Source organism: Streptomyces sp. RP5T, from assembly GCF_003933965.1.
GTDB lineage: Bacteria > Actinomycetota > Actinomycetes > Streptomycetales > Streptomycetaceae > Streptomyces.
This window is the reverse complement of sequence record NZ_RSAJ01000344.1, coordinates 1-8,885: the sequence shown is the minus strand read 5'-3', so window position 1 is coordinate 8,885 and position 8,885 is coordinate 1. Positions and strand designations below refer to the sequence as shown.

Sequence of the window (8,885 nt, the reverse complement as noted above, 5' to 3'; positions counted from 1 at the left end):
GGTGGGCTCCACGGCGGTGCATCTGGCGGCGCACGGGCGGTGTCCGGTGCTGGTGGTGCGCGAGCAGCCCGTTGCCGAGGGGCCGATCGTGCTGGGTGTGGACGGCTCGCCCGCCGGTGAGCGGGCGGTGGACTTCGCCTTCGAGGAGGCGGCGTTCCGCGGGACCGGTCTGGTGGCGCTGCACGCGTGGACCACGTGGAACGCGACGCTGCCTCCGCCTCAGGATCCGTCGCTGCCGTACGCGAACCAGCCCGGCGCGCTGGCCGCGGAGGAGGAGCGCCTGCTGTCCGAGGCGCTGGCGGGTCATCGGGAGCGGTATCCGGAGGTGGCCGTCGAGCACCAGGTGGTGCACGGCGGGACCCGGGAGGCGTTGATCGAGGCCGGCCGGTCCGCCCAGCTGACGGTGGTCGGGGCGCGAGGCCGGGGCGGTTTCGCGGGCCTGCTGCTGGGGTCGGTCAGCCAGGCTCTGCTGCATCACGCGCACGGTCCGGTCGCGGTGGTGCGGGGAGCGGACGCGCATCACTGACGGTTCCCGAGCGCACGCCGATCCTGGGGCTCCCGTGGTGGAGGCCCTCGTATCGCAGCTGTGGTCGCTCGCGGGTGCCGGCAGGGCCGAGCGGCCCCTTCGGCGGACCGTTGGCCCCTGCCCCCGGTGGACGGACGCATCGAAGCTGGGAGTAGGGAGCGATCGCTCTCCAACGGCCTTCCGGGACGGGAGTGCGCCATGAACGGTCCGGTGATCGTCGGTGTGGACGGATCCGTCTCCAGCCTCGACGCGGTCGGGTTCGCCGCCCGTGCGGCGCGACTGCGCGGGGCGCCCTTGCGGATCGTGCACGCGGCCGGCCGCATCTCGTCGCATCTGCCGTCCGGTGCCACACCATGGATCCCGACCGACCACGGCCTGGACTCCATGGTGCAGGGGGCACTGGTGCGCGCCGAGGAACGGGCGCACGTGGTGGCACCGGGCATCGAGATCACCCGGTCCGTGGTGCCCGGTGAGCCGCTCGAGGTGCTGGAGATCGAGTCGCGCTCGGCGGCGCTGGCGGTGGTCGGCAGCCGGGGCCGGTCCGCTTTCACCGGGCTGCTGCTGGGTTCGACGGCGGCGCATCTGGCCGCCCACGGCCGCTGCCCGGTGACGGTGGTGCGCGGCGACCCTGCTCCGCCCGGTCCGGTGGTACTGGCGGTGGACGGCTCCCCGGCGGGGCAGGCGGCGGTGGAGTTCGCCTTCGCCGAGGCCGCCCTGCGCAAGGCGCCCCTGGTGGCGCTGCACGTGTGGAACACCTGGAGCGAGCGCGCCTACGAAGGCCCCGGCGACCCGCTGACCGCCGTGGTCGTGGACGCCGCGCACCTCCGCCAGGCGGAGCAGCACCTGCTGGACGAGACGGTCGCCCCCTGCCAGGAGGCCCGTCCGGAGGTCACCGTGGAGAAACGCCTGGTGCGTTCCCGGATCCGCCCCGCCCTCATCGACGCCAGCGGTCAGGCGCAGCTGATGGTGACAGGCACGCGGGGCCACGGCGGCTTCACCGGCCTGCTGCTCGGCTCGGTCAGCCAGGCCCTGCTGCACCACGCCCACTGCCCCGTCACCGTCGTCCGCGGCAAGGAGTGACCATGGTTCGGCAGCCCTCCACCGCCGCCGAGCCCGAGGCACTCACCCGTCGGACGGAACCAGTGGCGGACGCCTACCGGCTGACGGCATCCGAGGTCGCGGACCTGCTCGGCACGGACCCGGCCACGGGCCTGACCACGGACGACGTCCAGCGGCGGACCGGCACCTGGGGAGCCAACGAACTGGCCGAGCCGGCGCGCCGGCCGCAGTGGCTGCGCCTGCTGGACCAGTTCCGCAACTGGCTGATCGGCCTGCTGCTCGCCGCCGCCGTCGTCGCCGGGATCATCGGCGACATCAAGGACGCCTTCGTCATCACCGTCGTCCTCACCGTCAACGCCGTCCTCGGCTACCTGCAGGAACGTCGCGCCGAGCGCAGCCTGGAGGCGCTGCGCCAGATGCTGGTGCCCACCGCCCGGGTGCGCCGCGAGGGCCGGGTGACGGTGGTACCGGCGCGGGAGCTGGTGCCCGGCGACGTGGTCCTGCTGGAGGCCGGCGACCGTGTTCCGGCCGACGGCCGTCTGCTGGTCGCCGCCTCGGTCGAGGCCGCCGAGGCCGCGCTGACCGGCGAGTCCCAGCCGGTCGCGAAGACGACCGCGCCCACCACCACCGCCGACGACGAGCCCGTGCCGGTCGCCGAGCGCACCGGCATGCTCTTCATGAACACCGCGCTCACCCGGGGCCGCGCCGAGATGGTCGTCACCGCCACCGGCATGCGCACCGAGGTCGGCGCGATCGCCGAGGCACTGCGCACCGGCGGCGAACCGCCCAGTCCGCTGGCGGTCCAGATGGACAGCCTGGGCCGGCGCCTGGCCCTGGTCAGCGGCATCGCCGTGGCCGCCTACGCGCTCGTCGCCCTGGTCCGCGGCGAGAACCTGGCCGACCTGTCGCTACGGGCCGTGGCCCTGGCCGTCGCCGCGATCCCCGAGGGACTGCCCGCGGTCCTCGCCCTCACCCTGGCGCTGGGCGTCCACCGCATGGCCCGGCGGGGCGCCATCGTCAAACGCCTGGCCGCCGTCGAGGCGCTGGGCTCGGCGACCGTGGTGTGCAGCGACAAGACCGGCACCCTGACCCTGAACGAGATGACCGCCCGCGCCCTGTGGAGTGCCGGGCGCTGGTACGAGGTGTCCGGCGAGGGCTACGGCACCGCCGGCGCCGTACGCTCCACCGGCAACGGGCGCACCGCACCACCGCACGACGCGCTGCGGCCGTTCGTCCTGTGCAACGACGCCCGCCTCACCCCGGACGGCGTCATCGGCGACCCCACCGAGGCGGCCCTGCTCGTACTCGCCGCCAAGACCGGCCTCGATGCCGACACCCTGCGTGCCCACGCACCGCGCGCCGGCGAGGTGCCCTTCGATCCGGCCGCCAAGTACATGGCCACCTTCCACACCGACGCCGACGGATCGACCCGCGTCCACGTCAAGGGCGCCGTCGACGTGCTGCTGGACCGCTGCACCCACCTGCTCACCGGCCAGGGCCGCGCCCCGCTCACCGCGGAGCGCCGCCGCGAGGTCACCGACGCCGCCCGGCGGATGGGCCGGCAGGGCCTGCGTGTCCTCGGCGCCGCCACCACGGTCACCGACCAGCCGCACCCCGACGACGTGACGGGCCTGACCCTGACCGCGATCGCCGGCATCGCAGACCCGCCCCGCCCGCAGGCCCACGACGCGGTCGCGCTCGCCCGGGCAGCCGGCGTCACCGTCATGATGATCACCGGGGACCATGCCGACACCGCCGCCGCCGTCGCCCGCGAACTCGGCATCACCGGCGACGTCGTCACCGGCACCGAACTGGCCCGGATGAGCGAGCACGAGCTCGCGAGCCGCGTCGAGGACATCGGGGTCTTCGCGCGCGTCGCCCCCGAGCACAAGGTCACCATCGTGCGCGCCCTGTCGGAGCGCGGCCACATCGTGGCCATGACCGGCGACGGCGTCAACGACGCCGCGGCCCTGCGCGCCGCCCACATCGGCGTCGCCATGGGCATCACCGGCACCGACGTCGCCAAAGAGGCCGCCGACATGGTGCTCACCGACGACGACTTCTCCACCATCGTCCGCGCGGTGCGCGAAGGCCGCTCCATCTACGACAACATCGTCACCTTCGTCCGCTTCCAGCTGTCCACGAACATCGGCGCGATCCTCACCCTGCTGGCCACCGTGCTGGCCGGACTGCCCGCCCCCATGTCGGCGATCCAGCTGCTGTGGGTCAACATCATCATGGACGGGCCACCCGCCATGGCCCTGGGCGTCGACCCGCCCCGGGGCAACGTGATGCACCGCCCGCCCCGCTCGCCCGACGAACGCATCCTGGGCGCGCACCGACTGTCGGCCATCACCCGCTCCGGCGCCGTCATGGCCACCGGCACCGTGGCCGTCTTCGCCGCGGCCCGTCAGCTCACCGACACCGCGACCGCGGCCACGATGGCCTTCACCACCTTCGTGCTGTTCCAGCTCTTCAACGCCCTGGTCGCCCGCAGCGAGGACGATTCGGTCCTCGGCCGGCACCAGCTGCACAACCCCACCCTGTGGGTCTCCCTGGCCGCCGTCCTCGTCCTCCAGGCCGTCGCCGTGCAGGCACCCTTCGCCCAGGGCGTCTTCGACACCGTCCCCCTCAGCGCTGCGCAGTGGGCGATCTGCCTGGCCACCGCCTCCACCGTGGTCCTGGTCGAACAGGTCTGGCGGTCTGGTCGGGCGTGGCTGTCACGGGCCCACCGGAGCCGGTGAGTTCACCGCTGAGCGTCTGGTGGATCCGGGCACTGAGAACAGACTGCTCGGCGGCACACGCCTCGACTGGCGTGAACCGTGACTCCTGCGTGTCTGTCCCGCCCGGCGCCACCGGGAGTAGCTTGGTAAAGAAGGCCCCAAGAGGAGGGCGATGCGATGCCGTGGTTCGTCTGGTTGCTCGCCGCCGCGGTCCTGGGGGCCGCGGAGTTCTTCACCCTGACGCTGGTCCTCGGACTGCTCTCGGGCGCCGCCCTGGTCACCGCGGTGGTCGCCGGTGTGGGAGTGGGTGCTCCCGGCCAGGCCGTGGCCTTCGCGGTGGCGGCAGCGGCGGGTCTCGTCATCGTCCGTCCTGTCGCGCTGCGGCAGATGACACAGCAACCCCTGATCCGCGAGGGCAGCGACGCGCTCGTCGGCAGGCGGGCCGAGGTCATGCAGGAGGTCACCGCCACGCACGGGCTGATCAAACTGTCGGGTGAGGAGTGGTCCGCCCGTGCGCTGGACGAAAGCCTGGTGATCCCGGTGGGAACCCTGGTGGACGTCATGGAGATCGAGGGCGCCACAGCGATCGTCTATCCCCGCGAACTACTTCCATGAACGGTTGAGAACGACTGAACACAGCAACGGAGGCCCTGTGGACCCGGTTGTCATCGTCACTGTCGTGGCGGCCCTCATCGTCGTCTTCCTCGTGGCCTCCACGGTGCGGATCGTGCCGCAGGCGCGCCGCTACAACATCGAGCGGTTCGGCAGATACCGCCGGACTCTGCAACCCGGCCTGAACTTCGTCCTGCCGGTGGCGGACCGCATCAACACCAAGCTCGACGTGCGTGAGCAGGTCTATTCGTCCGACCCCAGGCCGGTGATCACCGAGGACAACCTCGTGGTGAACATCGACACCGTGCTCTACTACCAGATCACCGACCCGCGGGCCGCGGCCTACGAGGTCGCCGACTACCTGCAGGCGATCGACCAGCTCACCGTGACCACGCTGCGCAACGTCATCGGCAGCATGGACCTGGAGGAGACGCTCACCTCGCGTGAGGAGATCAACTCCCGGCTGCGCGCCGTCCTCGACGATGCGACAGGCAAGTGGGGCATCCGCGTCAACCGCGTCGAGATCAAGGCCATTGATCCACCGGCCACCATCAAGGAGGCGATGGAGAAGCAGATGCGGGCCGAGCGTGACAAGCGCGCGGCCATCCTGCACGCCGAGGGGGAACGGCAGGCCAAGATCCTGACCGCGGAAGGCACCAGGCAGAAGGACATCCTGGAGGCACAGGGCGCGCAACAAGCCATGATCCTGCGGGCGGACGGCGAGGCCAAGGCGGTGGAGCTCGTCTTCCAGGCGGTCCATCGCAACAACGCCGACCCGAAGGTCCTGGCCTACAAGTACCTGGAGACGCTCCCACACCTGGCGAGCAGCGACAACAACACGTTCTGGGTGATCCCGGGGGAGCTGACCGAGGCGGTGCGGACGGTCACCAGCGCGTTCGGGGACCAGTCCGCGGCCGGCCGTCCCCAGCCCGCGCAAGCCGAGGAAGCCGCCGACGTCGAGACGCCGCGCGACGGCCGGGTTCCAGAGCTCGACGCGGGCTCGTCGGTCTCGCTCGACGCCGCGACGGCCGCTGACGAGGCCGGGCGGCAGGCGGCCGCTGCGGTGAGCGACGCCAAGGCGGAGGCCGAGGCCGCGATGTCGCCCCAAGTGCCGCGCCGGGGGCAGACGTCCGGCGACTGAGCCCACCCGGACTCCGGGAACCGGGTCCCGTACCGGTTCACGCCAGGCCGAACCTCTCGGAGTGCACCTGTCGCGCGGGGACCCGCAGGTCTCGCAGGCCGGAGAGCACGGCCGCGGTCATGGCGGACGGGCCGCAGACGTACACGTCGCGGTCGGTGATGTCGGGGACCAGGCGGTGCAGGCTGTCCGGGCCGAACGGCGGTGGGGCGCCGGGCTCGCCGGTCCGGCCGGTGAGCAGGTGCAGCCGTCCGCCCCGGAGTTCGACCAGATGGCGCACTTCGTCCAGCAGTACGGCGTCGGCCTCGCTGCGCACCCGGTACAGCACGACGACGTCGCCGACCGCCTGCTCCTCCAGCAGGGCCCGCACGGGCGTGATCCCCACGCCGCCGGCGATCAGCAGGGCGCCGGGCCGGGTCCGGTGCAGCGAGGTGAACGCCCCGTACGGCCCCTCGACGAAGGCCCGGCTGCCGACCTGGAGATCGCGCAGCCCGGCGCTGGCGCTGCCCGCCGCCTTCGCGGTGAGGCGCAGCCCTGTACCGCCCGGTGCCGCCGACAGGGAGAAGGGGTTGGCCAGCCACCAGTGGTTGTGCCCGGGGAACCGCCAGACGCAGAACTGCCCCGCCCTGGCCGGGAGTCTGTCGAGGTGCCGGCCGGTGACGTACACGGAGACCACGTCGTCCGCCTCCGGCACCACGGCCGTCACGGTGAAGCGGTGATAGGCGTTGCGCCACAGCGGCATCACGAGCCGCCCCGCCAGCAGGGCACCGAAGGCGAACAGCCACAGAAACCACCAGTAGGCCCTGGCGAAGGCGGAGGACGTGAACGTCGTGGTCTCCTGCAACTGGTGGACGAACGCCAGGCCCAGGGCCACGTAGAGCAGCAGGTGCAGTCCGTGCCAGACCTCGTACCGCAGCCGGCGCCGCAGGGGACGGGTGGAGATCACGGCGACCACGACGATGGCGGCGGCGGCCCACATGCCCAGCAGGGAGGCCGGTACGCCGCTCAGGGCAACGAACGTCCGGCCCATGGAGGCGTCGTCGAGTGTCGCGTAGCCGAGCACCACCAGCGTGGCGTGGCTGAGGACCGCCCACAGCAGCAGGAAGCCGTTCCAGCGGTGCCACACCGTGAGCCGGTCCATCCCGATGCGGCGGTCGAGCCAGGGCAGCCGGGCCACCAGCAGCAGCTGGAACAGGATCAGCACGGCCGCGTGCAGTCCGAAGAACTTCGCGACCGTGAGCACTCCGTTCTTGCCCGAACCGGCGCTGAGGAACAGGGACTCGACGATCACCACATTGACGGCGACGAACGTCCACATCGCCCAACGCGCCGCGTCCACCGGCCGGGCCCCGCTCCCGCGTGCCGTGTCACTCGCCGTAGCCATAGTCGTCCCGCTTCCCCCGTGGCCGCGACGACGCGACCCGTATGCACACACCCCGTGAAGACCGAGTGGTTCGTCCGGATGCCCGCCCCGATCGGAGAAGCATACGGAGAGCCGGCCCGATCCGTTCATCTCGCTCGGCAGCCCGGTGTCAGAGGTCCTTGGTGGGCCAGTCCAGGAGCCGGGCGCCGATCACGGCCGTCTGGAGCATGTAGCGGTGGGTCGGGTCGGCGGGGTTGGCGCCGGTGAGTCTGTGGATGCGTTCCAGGCGGTAGGTCAGGGCGCGCACGCTGAGGGTGAGGCGGCGGGCGGCCTCGGCCGAGACGCAGCCGGAGTCGAAGTACGCCGTGAGGGTGTCGAGGAGCGGCTGGGCACCGCCGCGGGCCGTCGTGAGGGGGCCGAGCGTGCCGGTGACGAGGTCGGCCATGGCCTGGCGGTCGCGGGTGAGGACGGGGTAGACCAGCAGCTCGGCGGCGCGCAGGACGGGGTCGTCGAGTTCGAGACGCTCGGCGAGTTCGAGGACACCCAGGGCCTCCTCGTAGGACTGGACGACGCCACCCGGGCCCGGTTGGGGGCGTCCGATGGCGACCCGGCCGCCGTCGGTGGCCACGTGGGCCTGTTTGGCGAAGTGGGCGAGGACCTCGTCCTGGTGTCCCGGGGCGATGCACAGCAGACGGCCGTCCTTGGTGGTGAGCAGGACGTTGCGGTCGCCGAAGCGGGAGATGAGCGCCTGTTCCACCTGCCGGGGCACGGGGTCGCCCTCGTCGTAGGTGGCCTGACCCTGCGCGACGGCGACGGCGTGTGCGTGGGACAGGCGCAGGCCGAAGCGTTCGGCGCGTTCGGCAAGACGGCCGAGGTCGCTGCGGCCGTAGAGGAGGTCGTCGATGAACTCCCTTCGTGCCGCCTCTTCCTGACGTACCGCCAGGAGCTGGGCGCGTTCGTAGCCCTCGGCGAAGGCGTCGACGATCTGTTGCACGGCGGCAAGCGCGCCGTCGGCGGAGCCGGGCGAGGCGGGCCAGGCCGTGCGCGCGGCGGTCAGGTGCGCGTTGACGAGGGCGCGCAGCCCGTGGCCCGCCTCGGCGGCCTGCCTGCCCAGGGCGCGGCGGGAGGCGATCTCGTCACGGGTGAGGCGCCGGCCCGTGCTGGACACCTCGGCCAGGATCTCGGCGTAGCCGTCCAGGTACTGCTCGGGAAGCCCTCGGTCTGCCACGTCGTCCCCCGTTTTTTGACGCGCTGGTGACGGTTCCTTAACGGCCACCGGCATGCAGACCCTAATGAACATTGCCGGGAACCGGCAATGCGGGGCCGGGACCGCGTCGTGCAGGATGGATCGCGGGGAGCACGGCGGATGGTTTCGATGCCGGACACCGGCAGGTGTCCGGCACCGAGGCCCGGGAAGCCCGTGCGTCGTCGGAGCCGGTTGTTGCGTGCCAGGGGTGGGGAGGG

At 72.3% G+C, this 8,885-nt stretch carries 7 protein-coding genes; 5 read left to right on the top strand and 2 right to left on the bottom strand.

What is annotated here, in order from left to right:
• The 5 genes from EHS43_RS28965 to EHS43_RS28945 form a co-directional block, all read left to right on the top strand.
• The coding region (locus EHS43_RS28965; protein WP_148104110.1) for a universal stress protein at positions 1 to 526 on the top strand (526 nt) is incomplete at its 5' end.
• A 198-nt stretch (positions 527 to 724) separates the two neighbouring features.
• Positions 725 to 1,606 carry a universal stress protein gene (locus EHS43_RS28960; protein WP_185806457.1) on the top strand — a complete coding sequence of 294 codons (882 nt, stop codon included), beginning with the start codon at positions 725 to 727 and terminating at the stop codon, positions 1,604 to 1,606.
• 2 nt (positions 1,607 to 1,608) lie between these two features.
• On the top strand, positions 1,609 to 4,329 hold the full coding sequence (locus EHS43_RS28955) for a cation-translocating P-type ATPase (RefSeq protein ID WP_125193679.1): 2,721 nt from the start codon (positions 1,609 to 1,611) through the stop codon (positions 4,327 to 4,329).
• Positions 4,330 to 4,485: 156 nt separating this feature from the next.
• Entirely contained in the window at positions 4,486 to 4,923 is a 438-nt protein-coding gene (locus EHS43_RS28950; RefSeq protein ID WP_125193678.1) for an NfeD family protein, read from the top strand.
• Between the two features lie 37 nt (positions 4,924 to 4,960).
• On the top strand, positions 4,961 to 6,061 hold the full coding sequence (locus EHS43_RS28945; RefSeq protein WP_125193677.1) for an SPFH domain-containing protein: 1,101 nt from the start codon (positions 4,961 to 4,963) through the stop codon (positions 6,059 to 6,061).
• 37 nt (positions 6,062 to 6,098) lie between these two features.
• Here EHS43_RS28945 and EHS43_RS28940 read toward each other — a convergent pair whose 3' ends face one another.
• Positions 6,099 to 7,442, bottom strand: coding sequence for a ferric reductase-like transmembrane domain-containing protein (locus tag EHS43_RS28940; protein ID WP_125193676.1), 1,344 nt, complete (start codon positions 7,440 to 7,442; stop codon positions 6,099 to 6,101).
• Positions 7,443 to 7,590: 148 nt separating this feature from the next.
• Complete coding sequence (locus EHS43_RS28935; RefSeq protein ID WP_125193675.1) at positions 7,591 to 8,649, bottom strand: CdaR family transcriptional regulator; 1,059 nt, start codon at positions 8,647 to 8,649, stop codon at positions 7,591 to 7,593.
• Positions 8,650 to 8,885: the final 236 nt, after the last annotated feature.

Coding starts and splice junctions, on each gene's coding strand:
- EHS43_RS28960 (WP_185806457.1), top strand. CDS start 725: ATGAACGGTCCGGTGATCGTCGGTGTGGACGGATCCGTCTCCAGCCTC.
- EHS43_RS28955 (WP_125193679.1), top strand. CDS start 1,609: ATGGTTCGGCAGCCCTCCACCGCCGCCGAGCCCGAGGCACTCACCCGT.
- EHS43_RS28950 (WP_125193678.1), top strand. CDS start 4,486: ATGCCGTGGTTCGTCTGGTTGCTCGCCGCCGCGGTCCTGGGGGCCGCG.
- EHS43_RS28940 (WP_125193676.1), bottom strand. CDS start 7,442: ATGGCTACGGCGAGTGACACGGCACGCGGGAGCGGGGCCCGGCCGGTG.